This is a genomic window from Mesorhizobium sp. C120A (assembly GCF_030323105.1).
In the GTDB taxonomy this organism is placed as follows: domain Bacteria; phylum Pseudomonadota; class Alphaproteobacteria; order Rhizobiales; family Rhizobiaceae; genus Mesorhizobium.
The window spans coordinates 5,247,124-5,265,426 of sequence record NZ_CP100476.1; the positions used below are offsets into that span (position 1 = coordinate 5,247,124).

Here is an 18,303-nt window from a genome sequence, read left to right on the forward strand (position 1 = left end):
AGGTCCAATCAGAACGTCTGGTTGTAAGCGCCGACTTCGGGGCTGCGGCGCAGCACGGCGTCGACGGCCTCGAACATCTGCCGGCGGCGGTCGGACGATACCGGGCTTTCGACAACCACGACAAGCTCCGGCTTGTTCGACGACGCCCGTACCAGGCCCCAGGTGCCATCCTCGGCCACGACGCGCACGCCGTTGACGGTGATCAGCTCGGCGATCTTCTGGCCGGCAAAAGTCTTGCCGGCGCGCTGCATCGCCTGGAAGTCCGCCACCACCCGATCGACCACGCCGTACTTCACTTCGTCGCCGCAATGCGGCGACATGGTCGGCGTGCCGAAGGTCAGCGGCAGCGCGCGATAGAGATCGGCCATCGAACTTGTGGGGTTGCGGACGAGCATCTCACAAATGGCTATTGCCGTGATGAGACCGTCATCATAGCCGCGGCCGATCGGCGGATTGAAGAAGAAATGGCCCGACTTCTCGAAGCCGGCGACGGCGCCAAGCTCGGCGACGCGGCGCTTGATGTAGGAATGGCCGGTCTTCCAGTAATCTGTCTTCGCGCCGTTGGCGCGCAGGACGCTGTCGGTGTTGAACAGGCCGGTCGACTTGACATCGACGACGAAGGTCGAGCCGGGATATTGGGTTGATATGTCCCGCGCCAGCATGACGCCGACCTTGTCGGCAAAAATCTCGTTGCCCTCATTGTCGACCACGCCGCAACGGTCGCCGTCGCCGTCGAAGCCCAGCCCGATATCAGCACCTGTTTCCAGCACTTTGTCCCTGATGGCATGCAGCATCTGCATGTCTTCCGGGTTCGGGTTATAGCGCGGAAAACTGTGGTCGAGCTCGACATCGAGCGGGATCACCTCGCAGCCGATGCGCTCCAGCGCCTGTGGCGCGAAGGCGCCGGCAGTGCCGTTGCCGCAAGCCGCCACGACTTTCAGCTTTCGCGCGATGCGCTTGTCGCTCACCAGATCGTCGAGATAGGTCTCGCGAAAACCGGAGACGAATTCGTAGGAGCCGCCGCCGGCGAGATCGAAGTCGCTCGACAGCACGATGTGTTTCAGTGCGCTCATCTCCTCTGGTCCGAAGGTGAGCGGCCTCGCCGCACCCATCTTGACTCCGGTCCAGCCATTCTCGTTGTGCGACGCCGTGACCATGGCGACGGATGGTGCGTCGAGCGCGAACTGGGCGAAATAGGCCATGGGCGACAGCGCCAGGCCAATGTCTTTCACCTTTGCGCCCGCAGCCATCAGGCCGGAAACCAGCGCCAGCTTGATGGCAAGCGAATAGGAACGGAAATCATGCCCGGTGACGATGTCGGGACCCGCGCCAAGACGGCGGATCAAAGTGCCCAGGCCCATGCCCAACGCTTGGACGCCGATCAGGTTCAGGTCCGGCGGTTGCGTCGAACCGGCATGGCCAAACCACCAGCGCGCGTCGTATTCGCGAAAGCCGGACGCCTTGATCAGCGCTTCGGTTTCGAATTCGAAGCTGTTGGGCCGGGCGTCGCCTACGATTTTCAGGGGCAAGGCAGCAAAGCTCCAGATGGCGAAAACACGATCTATCGAGGCTGCGACTTAGCACACAAGGCTTTAAGCCGGGTTTATCCCGGGAGGGAAAGCCAAGCTTTGCGGCAATGCCCAACGAAAGCCAACGAAATGCGACAGAAGCGCTGCCATTGCCGCTTGCAGGAACGGTATGCGGCAGCTATAAGCCCGCGGTCTGGTCACGGAGTGTAGCGCAGCCTGGTAGCGCACCTCGTTCGGGACGAGGGGGTCGCAGGTTCAAATCCTGCCACTCCGACCAGCCAAATCAAATACTTAGCGTTTCCCGAAAATCGCCGCCTACCTAAAACCCTACCTGAAACGCGAAGCAGCCATTCTTCAGTCAAATGCGCAGCCGAGCGAATTGATCGTCGTCGGGCGCATCGATACCGTTTATGAGAGGGAGGTCTGGTTTTGGGTTTTATGCACAGCAAGTAGGCAGCTACAAAGCTATTCGTCCATCAAATATTTGAGGAACACCAGGTGCTTATATATCCGCTCCAGACCTACAAATCTAATGCGAAGCTGGCGGATTTCTATAAGCGGCAGTCCACGTCGTTTAATATAGCCCACAGGCGTGGGTCCGTAAAAATTGCAGCCATCGACGACGAGCCCTTCAGTCCACAAACTAGCTTAAAAGCATTCGGCTACAATATTGATCATATCGGCGACATCAAGAGCGTTTCCGAAATCAAAGATTATCCAATTGTTCTATGTGATCTAATGGGAGTTGGAATTCATTTTGACAAAAGTTCTCAAGGCGCAACCATAATTCGTGAGATCAAGAAAAACTACCCAGCCATTATTGTTGTTGCTTATACCGGCTCTAGTCTGGGCTCGCTTCAGGCCCGGGCAGCGAAAGATTATGCAGACGCCGTTATAAAGAAGGACGCTGACAATTCGGAATGGAGTTCCACGCTTGATGGGTTGCTGGACCAGGCTTTGGACCCTCATGCCGTTTGGAAGAGAATTCGGGCGAGCCTTGTAGCCGCTGACGTCGATACTATCGACCTTGTGGTTCTTGAGGACGCTTACGTCCATGCAATTTTGTCACGAGATAGTTCGTTCACTCGCCTTTCGGCCGCTGTGAAGGATCGCGGCCTTTCCGGTGATGCCCGCTCGATCGTCCAAGGCATAATAAGTTCGGCGATTTTCAAATTGATTGTGGGCTGATGTTTCCCACCTTCACCGTTATTCGGACCGCTGACGAACGCGTTGAAACCCACGAAGGAACGTTAATCCGAGTACCGGTCGAACTTCGAGATCAGCCACGAATTCGGCGCTACGCGTCCATACGCTCCCCAGGTTGGTCACGGTCGGAATTTGGATACAGTGCTTACGCGCGAGCCAATGAAAAGGGAGATTTCTACGTTTTCCCCGGGTTGATTGTCGCGAACGAACGGAAGCCTGATCGCTATTTTGGCATCTATCGTATGGAGTTCCAAAAGGCAGAAATTGAGAGCTACGTCGACGGCCTTTTCCGATTGATTTCAGAACGCGACGAGCGAGTTGAGGAGAACTTGAACCTTCTCATTCACGACCTGCGTAGACTTTCAGGCGCGATCTATCACGCAGCCGAGGAAGCTAAGGGGTTTCTGGCCGCACGGGATTTGGACCCCCTTGGCGTCCGCCTAAACAACGTCACAGCAGCTCAGGCGATGCTCGCCATCCGGACAGACATCCTAGATTTTCAGAAGGATACAACGCTCCCCTTTAACGAGACGGAGATACCGGTCTATCGTAGGGTGGATAAAGTTGTTCGGTGCTTCACGCCGCTGGCCAATAAGAGTTATATCCGACTTTCTATCCAGGGCAGCTCATTTTCTTCGGTAGTCGGTCCAAACCTATTTGAGATCATACCCTACATATTGATAGACAATGCGGTCAAGTACTCTCCTCAAAATGCAGAAGTTAGAGTTCTTATTGAAGACAAATCCGGCGAGACGCGCTTTTCTGTTAATTCGATTGGCCCTGTAATCGAGGAGGCCGAGCGAGAACACATTTTTGACAAGAGTTTTCGTGGCAAGAACGCGATTAATTCGGGAAGGCCAGGTTCGGGCATTGGTCTTTTTCTCGCCCGGGCGTTGGTTGCACGTTTCGGTGGGACGATAACCTTGCAGCAAAGCGAGCGGCGCCAACTGGTCGGCGAGACGACAATGACTGATGTGACTTTCACAGTTGCCATACCCAATACGACGGTGTCGACCTAGACGGTCGCTCGTCAGACACTTTTTCACGCTCGCAGACGTATTCGATGGACGCCGGCTTTTAACCCATCCGTCTTACCTTTATATGCTCTTGGTACGATGCGATTACGCGATGAACATAGGATGCGTTTGCTACGCGAGATGGAGCACGCCATCCGCAATAGCCAGTTTTGGCGCCGGAAGCCGAAGGGCGCCGACACGGCGATCCGGCGGCTCTATTTGACTGGTGCCGGCGACTGCGGCGGCTCCAGTTGGCCGTCTGACGCGACGCAAGAGGAGGTCGACGCGGGCATCGCCGCCGATCGCGAGCAGGAGCAGAAATTCAAGGCTCTATGGAAGTACGATCCTGAGCTGGCCAGGTCGATTGATTGGGGGCATCGCTAACTACTCGGCTGGCGAGCGTCGATTTCTGGCACATTCTCTCTGGCTTTACAGCGCCCCTCGGCACGGCCTACCTTCCCGACAATGATTTGGGGGAAGCGCAGTGGTGGCAGTAAACGGCAATAATTCCGATCTTAACTTTACGGCCGAACTTTTCCGGGCGGCCGACAAGCTCAGGGGCAACTTGGAGCCCTCAGAATACAAGCACGTGGCGCTTGGCCTGATCTTCCTGAAATACATTTCCGACGCCTTCGAATGGCTGCACGCCAAGCTCGCGGCGGAGCAGCATGCCGACGCGGAAGACCCGGAAGAGTATCTGGCCGAGAATGTCTTCTGGGTGCCTAAAGAGGCGCGCTGGTCTTTCCTGCAAGCCAACGCCAAGCGCCCCGAGATCGGCAAGCTGATCGACGAGGCGATGGAGGCCATCGAAAAAGCCCCGTCGAATGAAGGGCTGAAAGGCGTCCTGCCGAAGAATTACGCCCGGCCGACGCTTAACAAGACGATGCTAGGCGAGCTGATCGATTTGTTCTCCAACATCGGCATGCACGACGGCACCGACAAGGCGAAAGACCTGCTTGGCCGGGTCTACGAGTATTTTCTGTCGGGCTTCGCCGGTTCCGAGGGCAAGCGCGGCGGCGAGTTCTTTACGCCCCGCTCGGTGGTGCGGACGCTGGTCGAGTTGCTCGAACCCTACAAGGGCCGCGTCTACGATCCCTGCTGCGGCTCAGGCGGTATGTTCGTGCAGTCCGAGAAATTCATCGAGGAGCATGGCGGGCGTCGTGACGCCATCGCCATCTACGGCCAGGAGATCAACCACACGACATGGCGCCTGGCAAAAATGAACCTCGCCGTGCAGGGGATCGACGCCGACATCCGCTGGAACAATGAGGGCAGTTTTCATCGAGACGAGTTGCCGGACCTGAAGGCCGACTTCATCCTCGCCAATCCGCCGTTTAACATATCGGACTGGGGCGGCGAACGGCTGACTAACGATCAACGCTGGAGGCATGGAACGCCGCCGAAAGGCAACGCCAATTTCGGTTGGCTCCAGCATATCCTGCATCACCTTGCGCCGCGCGGCACGGCTGGCGTGGTGCTTGCCAATGGCTCGATGTCGTCTCAGCAGTCCGGCGAAGGTGACATCCGCAAAGCCATGGTCGAGGCCGACGTGGTGGACTGCATAGTGGCCTTGCCGGGGCAGTTGTTCTTTTCAACGCAAATCCCGGCCTGTCTCTGGATACTGGCGCGAGACAAGAGCGCCAACGGCCATCGCGACCGGCGCGGCGAAATCCTGTTCATCGACGCTCGCAAGCTCGGCTTCATGGTGGATCGCGTGCGAAAGGAGTTCAGCGCCGATGACGTCGATAGGATCGCGGAAGCCTATCATCGTTGGCGGAGCAAGGGCCACATTAAGGGCTACGCCGATGAGCCGGGCTTCTGTAAGTCGGCCACGCTCGCCGAGGTGCGCGAGCACGGTCATGTGCTGACGCCCGGCCGGTATGTCGGCGCGGCGGAGGTAGAGGATGACGGCGTATCCTTCCCGGAGAAATTCGAGGAGCTCCGGGAGCAGTTGCAGGCACAGTTTGCCGAAGGGCGCGAACTGGAGGAAAGAATTCTCGACCGACTTTCGAGTGTCGCGTCGTGAGCAGGCCAGTGGTCCATGTGCCGATGGAAAGCAGTTCTTGGGCACGCCAACGCGAATGGGTGCAGATGGATAGCCTGTGCAGAGGCATCTTCGATTGCCCGCATTCAACCCCAGAACTGACATTCGATGGCCCTTTGGTCGTACGGTCACAGGACATTCGGTCTGGGGTTTTTAGGTGGCATGAGGCAGGCCGCGTTTCGGCCGAGACCTACGCAGAACGGATCGCCCGCGCGGAGCCAGCATTTGGAGACATCCTCTACAGCCGCGAGGGTACGTACTTTGGCATCGCCGCCGAGATGCCGAGAAACCAAAAGGTGTGTTTGGGTCAGCGCATGGTGTTGATCCGGCCGAACCCGACAAAGATCAATAGCAGGTTCCTTCGTCTCTGGCTGAACTCGCCAGTGCTGTCGCGTCATATTCACGGCTTCCGAGACGGAACGGTCGCGGAACGGTTGAACATGCCCACCATCCGAGGATTGCCAGTTCCAATTTTCCCACGCGGCGAACAGGACGCGATTGCTGAGCTTCTCGGCTCCTTCGACGACAAGATCGAGTTGAACCGGCGGATGAACGAGACGCTGGAGGCTATGGCGAAGTCCATCTTCCAGGACTGGTTTGTCGATTTCGGCCCGACGCGGCGGAAAATCGAGGGCGCGACCGGTCCATTTGAAATCATGGGGAAGCTTCTCGTCGATCCGAGCCATGCGCACGAATTGGCTAAACTTTTTCCGGCTAAATTCGGCGACGATGGGCTGCCGGCAGGGTGGACACAAAAGCCAATTAGTCAGCTAGCGGAGGTTATCAAGGGACGTTCGTATAAGAGCAGTGAACTTGCCCCGTCGGAAACCGCCCTCGTGACACTCAAGTCCTTTCGAAGAGGTGGCGGATATCGTAAAGGTGGTCTGAAGCCTTACACCGGTGATTTTAAGCCAGTCCAAATTGTGCGCGCCGGAGAGATTGTAATGGCTCAGACGGACGTTACCCAGGCGGCTGAAATTATCGGACGGCCTGCAATTGTTGATGCAGACGATGCTTTCTCTGTCCTTGTGGCGTCGCTCGACGTTGCGATAATCCGACCTTTAAACCCGGAAACCTACACACGTGAGTTTTTGTTTCAGACCTTGGCGAGCGTCCAATTTACCCGGCATGCACTTGCCCACGTTACAGGAACCACAGTTCTTCACTTGGCAAGCAATGCCCTCCCCGACTTTCAAGCTCTGGTCCCAGGCGACGAAGCGGTGAGAAGATTTTCTGATCTAATAGTCCCTTTAATGCGCCGCTCGGAGGTTTGCAGGCGTGAAAGCCATACACTCACGGCCACCCGCGACCTCCTTTTGCCAAAGCTGATGTCGGGTGAAATCCTGTTGGCAGAGGCTCGTCAGCGTGCCGAAGAGGCAGCATGACCCCCATCTGCCAATCCTTCCAACAGAAAGCCGATTGGGTGTGGCGGCAAATAGCCGACGCCGACCGGCACGGATTGGCGTTCTCCGAGGAGACGATAACCGAAACGATCCTGCTCGACTTACAACGTGAACATCCCGAAGAGGTGCGGCTCCGCGCTTTCACCAAGCGCGAGGAAAAGAACAACGGAGCGGACTGGGAATGGTGGATCGGGAGGCCGGGCAGGTGGCTGGGAATGCGGATACAGGCGAAGCGCCTCGCATTGCCCCGCGAGGAGTTTAAACAACTCCAGAGCTACGGCAGGAAGAATGGAAGCCCACCCCAAATCGACGTGCTCATCGCGGAGGCAGCCAAGCACAGCCTAAACCCTGGCTACTGCCTCTATATTCATAGCAGAAAGTGGCCGACCCTTCGCGCTTGGCCCGTCTACGGTTTTGTTGGTGGCGGTCCGCTGTCTCCTCAAGGATGCCTGCTCGCCAGTGCCAATGCCGTCAAAGCGACCGGCTCCAATGCGCTTACGAGGATCGCGCCGGTCGCCGTCCCTTGGCATCTGATGGTCTGCCATTGCGCTGCCGGTGTTTTCAATAGAGGTATCGCTGATGCCGCCTGGGCGATGTTGCGCGCGTCCTCCGAACTTGCTGGCGGCGACCTCGGTGATGGCCTCTTCCCTCCAGTCGAGGAACTGCCACCTCACATGCGGCTCCTGAGAGAGGCGGGAGAAAGCGATGGGATTGCTGCGGAACTTCGTCACATCGCCATTGGGCGCGGGTTGCGCGGGTTTCTGCTGATCCAAGAGGAACGCGGATGACGAACCGCGATATCGTGTACAAGCAGATCGAGGCCGACTACTCGCGCTCGGGCTTCCGCGAAGCCACCGTCGAGGGCGCGGCTATAGGCATCTTCGTTAACCTTGGCTACGCCTACGCGCCGTCGCAGCAAATTTCGCCCGACGGCTCCGCGCCGGAGCGTGACGCCTATTCCGACACCATCCTAACATCGCGGCTGATAGCTGCGGCCGAGCGTCTCAACCCGTCTATCCCGGCGGAGGCTCGAGCATCCGCGATCAAGCAGCTTTCCGTCACGATAACGCCATCTCTGGTCGAGGAGAACCGGCGCATACACCGTTTGCTGGCGGACGGCGTCGATGTCGAGTTCGCCGTTGCCGATGGGGGGATCAAGGGCGACAAGGTCTGGCTGATCGATTTCGACAATGTGGACAACAACGACTGGCTGGTTACGAACCAGTTCACCGTGGTCGATGGCCGCCACACGCGCCGGCCCGACATCGTCGTCTTCATTAACGGCCTGCCGCTGGCCGTTATCGAATTGAAGAACGCCGGGGCCGAGACTACGGACATCGGCGCTGCCTTCAACCAGTTGCAGACCTATAAAGTGCAAATACCCTCGCTTTTCCGGACCAATACGGTGCTCGTTGCGTCGGATGGGTTGTTGGCCCGGATCGGCTCGCTGACCGCCGACGAGGAACGCTTCATGCCGTGGCGCACGGTGACGGGCGCGGACGGCGACTTCACTCCACACGGTCCGCGCGAAATGGCGACGCTGCTGCGCGGCGTCTTCGACCGCGAACGCTTTCTCGCCGTGTTGCGCGATTTTATCGTCTTCGGCGATCAAGGGGGCGGCCCGTTCAAGATCATCGGAGGGTATCATCAGTTCCATGGCGCGAGGAAAGCGCTCGCCAATGCGATAGAAGCGGCACGCCCCGGTGGCGATCGCAAAATCGGCGTCATTTGGCACACGCAAGGATCGGGCAAGAGCCTGCTGATGGCGTTCTTCGGCGGGCTCGTGGTGCGGTCGAGAGACTTGGAGAACCCAACGCTGGTCGTGCTCACCGACCGCAACGATTTGGACGATCAGCTGTTTTCCACGTTCAGCCTTTGTCGTGATCTAATCCGCCAGAAACCCGAACAGGCCGATAGCCGCGACGAGCTTCGCCGACTGCTCAATCGCTCATCGGGCGGCGTGATCTTCACGACGGTGCAGAAATTCTCGCCCGATGCCGGCGAGGAAAGCTTTCCGATGATAACGAACCGGCGCAATGTCATCGTCATCGCCGACGAGGCCCACCGCACCCAATACGGCTTCGACGCGAAGCTCGACAAGGCGACCGGCAGGCGCCGCTATGGCTATGCGCACTATGTCCGACAGGCCTTGCCGAACGCCTCTTTCATCGGCTTCACCGGCACGCCGATCGAGGCGGACGATGTGAACACGCCCGCGATCTTCGGCGAGTACATCGACATTTACGACATCAGTCGCGCCGTGGAAGACGGTGCAACCGTCCCGATCTTCTACGAAAGCCGTCTTGCCCGCATAGAATTGGACGAGGACGAGAAGCCGCGTATCGACGCCGAAATCGAGGCGATCCTCGAAGAGGACGAGTTGTCGGAACAGGAAAAGCAAAAGGCCAAGTGGACCACGATCGAGCGGCTGGTCGGCTCCGAGAAACGTCTGGCACAGATCGCCGCCGATCTGGTCGAGCACCTCGAAGCGCGCCTTGCTGGCATGAACGGCAAGGCGATGGCGGTCTGCATGAGCCGGCGCATCTGCGTTGACCTGTACAAGCAGATCATCAAGCTGCGGCCGGAATGGCATTCCGATGATGACAACAAGGGCGCGATCAAGATCGTCATGACCGGCTCGGCGTCCGATCCGCTCGACTGGCAGCCGCATATCGGCAACAAGAAGCGCCGCGACGACCTTGCCAAGCGGGCACGCAATCCCGACGATCCACTCAAACTGGTGATCGTGCGCGATATGTGGCTGACCGGCTTCGACGCGCCCTGCATGCACACCATGTACATCGACAAGCCGATGCGCGGCCACGGTCTGATGCAGGCGATTGCCCGCGTCAACCGGGTCTTTAAGGATAAGCCCGGCGGCTTAATTGTGGATTACATAGGCATCGCCCAGAACCTGAAGAACGCGCTCGGCCAGTATACGAAGTCCGACCGGGAGAAGACGGGCATCGACGAGGAAGAAGCCGTTGCCGTGCTGATGGAGAAGTTCGAGGTCGTGCGCGGAATGTTCCACGGCCATGACTATAGCCTCGGTATCAGTGGCCAACCACAGCAGCGGCTCGTTGCTCTTGCCGACGCCATCGACTGGATACTCAAATGGCAAGAGACTGAAGCCGCAAAGCTCGGAAGCGCCGACAAGAAAAAGAAGGCGCATCGCCGCTTTCAGGACGCGGTGCTGGAACTCGGCAAGGCATACGCGCTCGCTTCGGCCAGCGACGAGGCCCGCGCCATCCGCGACGAAGTCGGCTTCTTCCAGGCGGTTCGGGCGGCGCTGGTCAAGACGACGGCCGGCGGCAAGATGTCTGATCGGGCCAAGACTTTCGCGGTCGAACAGCTTCTCGACCAAGCCGTGGCCAATGCCGAGATCGTGGACATATTGAAGGCAGCGGGCATCCAGTCCCCTGACTTGTCAATCCTGTCGGACGAGTTCCTGGCGGAAATCCAGCAGATGGAAAAGAAGAACCTGGCGCTGGAGGCTCTGAGGAAGCTGTTGAACGGCGAAATCAGGAGCAGGTCGCGGTCGAACGTGGTCGAGACAAAGTCATTCTCCCGCCGCCTGGAAGACGCGGTCGCCCGCTACCATGCCAATGCGATTTCGACCGTGGAGATGATCCAGGAACTGATCGCGTTGGCGAAGGACATCAAGGCGTCGGCAGCGCGTGGCGAGGAGCACGGCCTGTCGCCCGAGGAAATGGCCTTCTATGACGCGCTTGCCGAAAACGAGAGCGCCGTCGAGGCGATGGGCAGCGAACAGTTGCGCGTCATCGCCCACGAACTGGTCGAACAGATGCGGGGTTCGGCGACCGTCGATTGGCAGCACAAGAGCAGCGCCCGCGCCCGCATGCGCGTCCTGGTCAAGCGCATCCTGAAAAAGTACGGCTACCCGCCCGATCTTGAGCAGGAAGCCGTGCAAACCGTGTTGGCGCAAGCTGAAGTGATGTTGCGGGAAGTTGCAATCACGGCATAGAGGCGTCTGGGCCGAATGAACGGCGCAATTCTCGCCAACAGTTGGTTACCTATTAGCTAAAAAGGAGGATGTCGGTGGGTGATAGCGACGACAGCACAAACTCTATCATGATGGACAGCAAGGCCTTCAAAGCAATGCAGTTCTACGGCGACAATTACGAAACGCTGTTATTCAAATCGCTAGGCGCCAAGCACGGAAAACACGTTCTCGGAACCCTACCGCGCCACTGTCGGTTCTGCGGGAAAGAAAGCCCAGACGTAAGCTTCTCAAATGACGCTCACGCGGTGCCAGCTTTCGTTGGAAACAAAGTTCTGTTTTCCCGATACGAATGTAACACTTGCAACGATCGCTTCTCAGAATTCGAAGACGATTTCGCCAAAATGACGATGGGAGATCGCGCTGTTGGGAGGGTGGCCAAGCGCAAGGGCTTCGCATCGTTAAAGGCGAAAGATAAGCGATCTAGTTGGGAGCATACACCCACAGGCGTGTTGATTAAACAATACGAAGAAGATGGAATATTCACACTCGACCCTGAGAACTCGTCACTTGTCGTCAAGCACGATACGCAGCCATTCAGGCGTCTTGGAGTTTACAAATGCCTGTCGAAGTGTGCTTACACACTTTTGCCTGATAGTGAGCTAGACAATTTCACAGAACTTCGAGAGTGGCTCAAGGAAAAAGACGTTGAGACGTCGAAAGTATATGGAGATGGTAATCATCTGTGTCTCCAAACATTTGTACCCGGCCCAAAGCCATTTCCCGACGCTATAATTGCTCTTTTGAAAAGAAAGACTGAAATTTACGCTCCATATTTGACGTTTTTCATTGCTTTTGGGAATTGGACCTATCAGATATTCCCTCCATGCCCAAAGAAAGACGTAGCGTTTATTGGAAAAACAATCCCTTTGATTTTTTATCCTCATCTTTACCAGCTTCAGCCGTGGCTTGCCACCTCCGCTATCCAATCCAGTATGTTAGGTCTTGATGACCCCGAGCGCAGATCGGAATTCAAACAAGTCAATATGCACGTTGAAGTGACGGCCGAGGCAGCCCCAACTTCGTCCCCGCCTTCAGGCGGTGACCGATAGGTCCAAGACCGGCACCGAGGCCTTCTTGAAATCGGCCGACCCTGACCGCTATTACATTTCGGGGCCTGAGTTCAGATTGCTGCTTAAAGGCCGGCGCAGCTGGGCGCGCCCGCCCGGTTATGTTGGGTTGCCGACCAGCCTGGGAAGATGGGACGTTCGGCGCTGGGCTTCGCCTCTTGAACCGGAAGGAATGAAGACCAGCGCGTCGGAGATGAACGAAAAGCGATCACGCGTCTTGCACATCGCCACATCACGCGAAAACTAAATCCATACATTTTAATAATTCCCAGAGCTGGCGTTGACGGTGATGATGTAATTGCCAATTCACTCGTTCGGAGCGTAAGTCGGTTCGAGATGGGCATGAAAACCTCTCCAAGACTGGACGAGATGCAATACAATCAATGACTTGGGAGACAAGTCGTAGACAACTCAACGGTCTTAAGAGGCGGCTCCTGATAGGCCGCAGACGCTAGCTTTTGCACCCTGCATCTGCGGATCGTGGCAGTGGGAAATCAGGCTCTCTTTGCGAGCCTGCTAAGAGTTGATCGTGAGCAGCCGGTAGCGGAAACGATACTGTTCCAGCTTTGGCCGTCTTTAAGCATTTTCACTATGGCGGCGTTCCGTTTCGCATCTTCGGGGCGTCCTTTATATAGACCGCCGGCTTTCGCCTTCTCGATGCCTTGCGCTTGCCGCCGCCGACGATCCTCGTAGTCTTTGCGGGCGATGGCCGCGAGCATATCAAGCATCATGCCGTTGATTGCGCCGAACATGCGGCCGGTGAACTCGTCGGCCGTCGGTGTCATCATCATATGGGAGGTCGGCAAGTCCAAGGCGACAACCCGCACCTTCCGATCGTCGATCTCACGCTTCAGGCGATCCCAATCCGTGGCATTCAGGCGGCTTAGGCGGTCGACTTGCTCGATTAGCAGAATGTCGCCCGGCTGGCAGTCAGCGAGCAGCCGAAAAAGCTCTGGACGCTGGAGCGACGCCCCACTCTCATTTTCGACGTAGGTTGCGGCAATGGCCAATCCCTTGTCCTTCGCAAACGCCTCAAGATCGGCTTTTGCCCGTTTAGCGTCCTGCTCTTTGGTCGATGCGCGTAAATAGGCCCGAACGAACATAAAAAAACCTCACAGTTCGATTTGAATGGTTCGCTATTATGCAGTTCGATTTGAGTTGTCAAATTGAATTAAAGAACCTAGATGGTGGGTAGTGCGTGAACAGTACACCCTAAGCGAACCGTTTTCAGCTATCGCGTTGAGCTTGATTATCTCGACAAACGCCAACCATTTTTAATTGTGTGAAAAATGTGCAAGTGGGCTTGCACCGGCGGCCAGTGCAAAGTAGTCTTTAATGCAGGGCGTCGAACTGCGTTGATCCGCCCCTTGCATAGCCGCCCAAGCCGGGCGGCTTTTTTGTTTCCCACCTTCGCGAGCCTCGATCTCTAGCGCAGTTACGCTGGAGCGCTCCCGCGTGCTTTTTGGGCTTGGACCATGATGACGAAACTTGAGAATACCATCACTGTTGCCGAAAGTGCGCGCCTCGCCGACGTCCCGCATCAAACGGTTTCTGGCTGGATCGAGCGCTGGCCTTCGATCGTAGCAACCACGAGCCGGCCGCGCCGCCTTTACACACAAAAAATTCTCGAAATCATCCGCGCTCGCGAATTGGTTTTCGGCCGTGAGACCGCCTGACGCACAGGCCATCGACGTTTCAAAGCCCGGCCCAGCGCCGGGCTTTTTTGTTGCCTGAAACGCCACGTCCGGCATTGAGCAAGTATCCACGTTTTTCTGCACGGATACATTGGATAAAAAGCCAGCAAAAACAGCATTTTAAACAGGGATAATACGCGGCTGGAGACGGCCGCGTATTAGTAGTTTTCAGCGTGGTTGAGAAATCCTCCAAAACACAGACGGGTGGATGGCCCTCGACCGTATTGTTGACGCGCTCTGAGATGCGCACGATCGACGACTTCGCGCACGTGGCCGAGTGTAATGTCGTGGTCACAATAATGCCCCCCGTCTCCGGCGACGCTGAAAGCCTTCAGCATTGTGCAAAGGCTCGTTCCGACTTGAACGACATGCTCAAGAGGCGCGGAACAGCCCTGCTCGCCCTAACCGTCTTTGAGAAGACGCCGACGGGCGACCTCCACGGCCACATGCTCGCACGCATCGACCGCGAGAACTTCGATATTCTCGAAAAATGGGCCTGCCGCTATCCCAGCCGGGTCATTGATGTTCGACGCATCTATGACCGTGCCGGTCTTGTCGCCTACCTCCAGAAGCAACGACAATGGCTCGGGCCGGAGATCGAGAGGAAACTCACGAGGCGGCGGGGAAAGCGCCACCCGAAATACCAGAGAGGCGAACCGTTTCGAGGCAGGCGCGTGTCGCAGACGAAAGCGGCGGCTGCTCTACTGGCCAAAATCGAGGCGAACCGGGCAAATGTGTCAACTCTCCGTGCCCGAAGGCTGGCCCACTTGACGGCTCGCAGCGTGTCGATCGCGTCTCTGCCAAAGCTGATCCCACCGGACCCGCCTCCCAAAAGAAAACCGCCTCCGAAGCGGAAGCCTCGAAAGCGGCAGCAAAGATAAACGGTTCCCAAACCGCTGCCGACAACACTACCAGCCAAAGGCCGCAAAACCAAGGTCTATAAGGCCGAAATCAACAGCCGGTGCCGGGTTCCAACGCCCAAAGCTAACAAAAGGCATCGATCTCACAACCACTCCATCGCCGCCAAATTTGACCGCCCCGCGACTTCGCCCGGCGGATCGCATTCGCGCGCTCATCATGCCGACCGGCCGCCCTTGGCGCGCCCTTCGGCTCTAATCAAAGGAAAAACCCAATGCCTGTGAACCATGGTCTCAAGCCCATTCGTCGCCGTCCTGCGCCTCGCGGCGAGCCGATGCGCTTCATCTTGGAAGTCGCCCTGCTGCACGATACCAACGACTGTCTAATCTGGCCGCATGGTCGGAATGCCGACGGCTACGGTCGCATACGCATCGGTAAAAAGCACGAATACGCGCACCGGTTCGTTTGCAAGCGCGCTCATGGTGCCCCGACGACACGCAAGCATCAGGCTGCGCATACATGCGGTCGCGGACATGATGGCTGCATCGCGCCGGCTCATCTGGAGTGGAAGACGTCGAAAGAGAACGCGGCAGATCGGATCGCTCACGGCACAAGCATCTTCCGCAAGCAGACCCCGCGCAGGGTCGAAGCGATCCGCAATCTCCGAGGCGTGATGCAACATCGCACGTTGGGCAAACTCTTTCGGTTGAGCGGCGGTGCCGTGAGCAGGATCGTCCGGCGGCGCACCCACCGCGCCTAAGAAATCCGTCTGATCCTCACTAACGCGCCCCACGGTGCTCCCTGACCCATTCCTGTTTAATCTGACCAAGCCAAACCTGTGTGCCCGCTCGCGGCCCGCACGGACGGGCTTGGCTTTGCCAGACGGTGCCACATGACAAAAACCGAACACGCGACCGCAATGTCTCTTTGCAGTTACCACAAAGATAGGCCAATCCGGCTTGACACGGCCGCAAGGATCGCGTTCCCCGATGGATCGATGGGAACGAAAGGCTTGCGCAGGGAACGCGACGCCGGTCGCCTCGAAACCGCTATTATTGCCGGCCGGGAATACGTGACCTTGGCCGCGATCGAAAGGATGGTCCAGGCATGCCGCGTCCCTCCAAAGGTGCCCGCCTTGTCTGGCGAGACGAATACCGGAAAAAAGACGGGTCGCTTATGCACCGCGCCGGCTGGTACATCGAGGACGGCGGACGACGATACAGCACTGGCTGCGGCAGAGCTGACGTTGCAGAGGCTGAAAAACAACTCGGGGTCCATATCGCGCAAAAGCACGCGCCAGCGCGCCAGCGCAACCGTGACCCCGATCAGGTAAAGATTTCCGACGTTATCAACGTCTACGGTGCCGAGGTAGCGGTCCACCATGCGAGGCCGGCCGAGACAGCGGCACGCCTCACGGCCATCCTGAAGTTTTTCGGTCGCCTCACTCTGTCCGACATCAACGGCAAGCTCTGCCGCGACTATGCCGGACAAGCCGCCTCTCCAGCGGCCGCCCGCCGCCAACTAGAAGACCTCCGCGCCGCCCTGAAGCACTATTACGAGGAAGGCTTTGTGACCTCGATCCCGGCAATCGTTTTGCCGGAGAAGGCCGCAGGCCGCCAGCGCTGGCTTACACGCAGCGAGGCCGCGCGTTTGATCCTCGCGGCATGGCGAATGAGACAGACATGGAAGGGCGTCGCCAGCGACCGCCGGACAGGCCAGCACGTCGCCCGGTTCATTCTGGTAGCTCTCTATACCGGCACGCGGTCCGGGGCGGTCTGTAACGCCGCCATTCGGCTGACTGAGGGCCAAGGCCATGTAGATCTCGATCGCGGCGTTTTCTACCGCCGCGCCGATGGCGTGCGCGAGACAAAGAAGCGCCAGCCTCCAGTGAGGCTCCCCGACCGCCTTTTGTCGCACATTCGCCGATGGGCGACGACGCCTGTGCAGATCAAAACGAAGGCGCGAGGCAAGAGCCTTACGATCGGCCGGATGATCGCTCACGACTTCGTCGTCGAATGGCAGGGGCAACCCGTCGGATCGCTCCGCAAGGCGTTCGCCAGCGCGTGCGAAGCCGCCGGCCTTGGCTGGTACGACGAAGCCGGCGACTTCCAAACCGACGTAACGCCCCACGCTCTCCGCCACACTGCCGCAACGTGGTTGATGCAGAACGGCGAAGACCTGTCGTTGGCGGCCGACTACCTTGGCATGACGGAGGCGGTTCTTCGGCAGACTTATTATCACCACCATCCCGACTTCCAAGCAGGGACGGCCGAAAGGATCACGGCAAAGGGTCCGGCTCTGAAGGTGAAAAGCAACGTAGTCCGGATGCGCTAGCGCTGAAAGCCTGAAGTTTTGTGTCCAACGCGTTCAATCACACAGAAACGTCAGTTACTTCACTGCAGAGCCCTTATCCTACCCGCGAGTTGCTGTTGAAGGGTGGCCAATCCCTGATCGTTGTTGTGATAATGGATATAGCGAATGTGCCGGAGGTCAAACGGCACGTCCTCTGGTTGACGAGTGATGAGGATCACCTCGCGACCTAAGGAGTGTGCGATCCCTGCTTCATAGAACACATTGGGGTTTCGACCAGATAAATCGCATACGACAATGCTGGACCTGTCGATCAACGACACAACATCTTGGATGACCGTGTGGTGCTCCCATATGTTGTCGGCACGATTGCACCTCATGTTTGCCTCGACCGCAGCCGCTTCAATGGCCCGGTAAACGGGGGCGAAGCCTGCTTCGAAAGGCATCATTGCAGATACTTGTTGGGTATCGATACGCGGTGGCGAGTTAAGTGTGAAGACCGTCGGGGAATTTCGGATGGCCGTGGTCAGTCGGAAAAGCGTCCGATACAGGTCGCCCTCTTGAACGCTCCAATGCGTATGTGTCCAGTCAAACTGCCTTCCATGGGTCGACAGGCCAAGCTCCGCTGCGACGGCGCGAAGGCGGTCTTGCGCGATAGGCGGGACGGTAAGATCATATTGATATCGAAGGGAAAGATTTGAAGGCCCTTGCCCCAACACTTGCACTGATCCTACCCGAGCGAAATCTTCCGCGTCTTGGCCTTCTGCCATGAACAATGAGGGAAGCAACGCCAACGCAGAATAATCTGTGCGGCCATCGACGACATACCCATGTTGGGTCGGACCGCGACTTGAGGGATAATCAATGACCCCCTGTGGATCATCAGGCCAACCTTGGCCATAAATAATACGATTGAACGGCATAATGTCCCCTACGTCGAAGCGGCCAGTGCACTGCTATAGCAGTGGCAAGCTCTCTCAGCTAGAACAGGGATAGAACCTACTTCCTACCTACCTGAAACCTACCTGAAACCTCGGAATTAATTAGGAACAAGCAGCTTCAGCGGCAACAAAAGAGACCGGAAATCCGCCCTTTTTCTGGCAAATCGCCTTGTTCGGGACGAGGGGGTCGCAGGTTCAAATCCTGCCACTC

Annotated in this window: 15 protein-coding genes and 1 tRNA gene; 12 read left to right on the top strand and 4 right to left on the bottom strand. The window is 57.6% G+C overall.

Translation table 11 applies throughout. The features are described from left to right. Positions 1-8: 8 nt before the first annotated feature. A complete protein-coding gene (locus tag NL532_RS25815) occupies positions 9-1,529 on the bottom strand; it encodes a phosphomannomutase/phosphoglucomutase (protein WP_023829088.1) in 1,521 nt (506 codons plus the stop codon). A gap of 200 nt (positions 1,530-1,729) precedes the next feature. On the opposite strand from NL532_RS25815, the gene NL532_RS25820 reads away from it, so the two are divergent. From NL532_RS25820 to NL532_RS25860, 9 genes are all read left to right on the top strand, one after another. Continuing rightward, positions 1,730-1,806 (top strand) — tRNA-Pro (locus tag NL532_RS25820). Positions 1,807-2,027: 221 nt separating this feature from the next. Continuing rightward, the gene (locus NL532_RS25825; RefSeq protein WP_023829089.1) at positions 2,028-2,717 is read left to right on the top strand and encodes a response regulator; all 690 of its coding nucleotides are present in this window, start codon (positions 2,028-2,030) and stop codon (positions 2,715-2,717) included. Beyond that, complete coding sequence (locus NL532_RS25830) at positions 2,717-3,754, top strand: sensor histidine kinase (protein ID WP_081730978.1); 1,038 nt, start codon at positions 2,717-2,719, stop codon at positions 3,752-3,754. The genes NL532_RS25825 and NL532_RS25830 overlap by 1 nt, the downstream gene beginning before the upstream one ends. 120 nt (positions 3,755-3,874) lie before the next feature. Next, positions 3,875-4,135, top strand: coding sequence for a hypothetical protein (locus tag NL532_RS25835; RefSeq protein WP_031203113.1), 261 nt, complete (start codon positions 3,875-3,877; stop codon positions 4,133-4,135). Between the two features lie 100 nt (positions 4,136-4,235). Then, positions 4,236-5,777 carry a class I SAM-dependent DNA methyltransferase gene (locus NL532_RS25840; RefSeq protein ID WP_050590956.1) on the top strand — a complete coding sequence of 514 codons (1,542 nt, stop codon included), beginning with the start codon at positions 4,236-4,238 and terminating at the stop codon, positions 5,775-5,777. Between the two features lie 8 nt (positions 5,778-5,785). Then, positions 5,786-7,180 (top strand): restriction endonuclease subunit S, encoded by a 1,395-nt coding sequence (locus NL532_RS25845; RefSeq protein WP_155923819.1) that lies wholly within the window; start codon positions 5,786-5,788, stop codon positions 7,178-7,180. Further along, positions 7,177-7,986, top strand: a complete 810-nt coding sequence (locus tag NL532_RS25850) for a DUF6615 family protein (RefSeq protein ID WP_023829094.1) — start codon at positions 7,177-7,179, stop codon at positions 7,984-7,986. The genes NL532_RS25845 and NL532_RS25850 overlap by 4 nt, the downstream gene beginning before the upstream one ends. Next, positions 7,983-11,183 carry a type I restriction endonuclease subunit R gene (locus NL532_RS25855; protein WP_031203117.1) on the top strand — a complete coding sequence of 1,067 codons (3,201 nt, stop codon included), beginning with the start codon at positions 7,983-7,985 and terminating at the stop codon, positions 11,181-11,183. The genes NL532_RS25850 and NL532_RS25855 overlap by 4 nt, the downstream gene beginning before the upstream one ends. A gap of 74 nt (positions 11,184-11,257) precedes the next feature. Continuing rightward, on the top strand, positions 11,258-12,271 hold the full coding sequence (locus NL532_RS25860; RefSeq protein ID WP_196813852.1) for an HNH endonuclease: 1,014 nt from the start codon (positions 11,258-11,260) through the stop codon (positions 12,269-12,271). Between the two features lie 512 nt (positions 12,272-12,783). Here NL532_RS25860 and NL532_RS25865 read toward each other — a convergent pair. Then, positions 12,784-13,392 carry a recombinase family protein gene (locus NL532_RS25865; protein ID WP_023829096.1) on the bottom strand — a complete coding sequence of 203 codons (609 nt, stop codon included), beginning with the start codon at positions 13,390-13,392 and terminating at the stop codon, positions 12,784-12,786. Positions 13,393-13,563: 171 nt separating this feature from the next. Then, entirely contained in the window at positions 13,564-14,040 is a 477-nt protein-coding gene (locus tag NL532_RS25870; protein WP_155923820.1) for a hypothetical protein, read from the bottom strand. A gap of 185 nt (positions 14,041-14,225) precedes the next feature. On the opposite strand from NL532_RS25870, the gene NL532_RS25875 reads away from it, so the two are divergent. From NL532_RS25875 to NL532_RS25885, 3 genes are all read left to right on the top strand, one after another. Continuing rightward, complete coding sequence (locus NL532_RS25875) at positions 14,226-14,864, top strand: hypothetical protein (protein WP_023829098.1); 639 nt, start codon at positions 14,226-14,228, stop codon at positions 14,862-14,864. A 251-nt stretch (positions 14,865-15,115) separates the two neighbouring features. Next, positions 15,116-15,601 carry a hypothetical protein gene (locus tag NL532_RS25880; protein ID WP_031203122.1) on the top strand — a complete coding sequence of 162 codons (486 nt, stop codon included), beginning with the start codon at positions 15,116-15,118 and terminating at the stop codon, positions 15,599-15,601. A 347-nt stretch (positions 15,602-15,948) separates the two neighbouring features. Next, the gene (locus NL532_RS25885) at positions 15,949-17,175 is read left to right on the top strand and encodes a site-specific integrase (protein ID WP_023829100.1); all 1,227 of its coding nucleotides are present in this window, start codon (positions 15,949-15,951) and stop codon (positions 17,173-17,175) included. Between the two features lie 59 nt (positions 17,176-17,234). Here NL532_RS25885 and NL532_RS25890 read toward each other — a convergent pair whose 3' ends face one another. Then, positions 17,235-18,074, bottom strand: a complete 840-nt coding sequence (locus tag NL532_RS25890; protein ID WP_245270267.1) for a hypothetical protein — start codon at positions 18,072-18,074, stop codon at positions 17,235-17,237. Positions 18,075-18,303 lie beyond the last annotated feature (229 nt).